The sequence below is a fragment of the Streptomyces millisiae genome (assembly GCF_031845425.1).
Taxonomy (GTDB): Bacteria; Actinomycetota; Actinomycetes; order Streptomycetales; family Streptomycetaceae; genus Streptomyces; species Streptomyces millisiae.
Genome location: NZ_JAVREM010000404.1, coordinates 1 through 399, shown reverse-complemented (window position 1 = coordinate 399; position 399 = coordinate 1). Strand labels below are relative to the sequence as shown.

General features: G+C 66.2%; 1 protein-coding gene. It reads left to right on the top strand.

The genetic code is table 11. From position 1 onward, the window contains the following. Positions 1 to 399: ATP-binding protein (locus tag RNC47_RS37290; RefSeq protein ID WP_311605318.1), on the top strand; the 399-nt coding region annotated here is incomplete at both ends.

Sequence of the window (399 nt, the reverse complement as noted above, 5' to 3'; positions counted from 1 at the left end):
CCATGACCTCGACCGGCCGCTGATCACCGTCGCCTGCCACGACGACCTCACCACCGCGGATCTCGTCGGCCGGTATCTGCTGCGGGGCGATGAGACGGTTTGGATGGACGGCCCGCTGACCCGCGCGGTGCGCGAGGGCGCGATCTGTTACCTGGACGAGGTGGTCGAAGCCCGCCAGGACACCACCGTGGTGTTGCATCCGCTCGCCGACTATCGCCGCCAGCTGCCGATCGAGCGCCTCGGCATCACGCTGGACGCGGCGCCGGGGTTCGGTCTGGTCATGTCCTACAACCCCGGCTATCAAAGCGTTCTCAAAGACCTCAAGGACTCGACCCGCCAGCGGATGGTGGCCATCGAGTTCGGCTTTCCAGAACCCGAAGTCGAAGAGGGCATCATCGC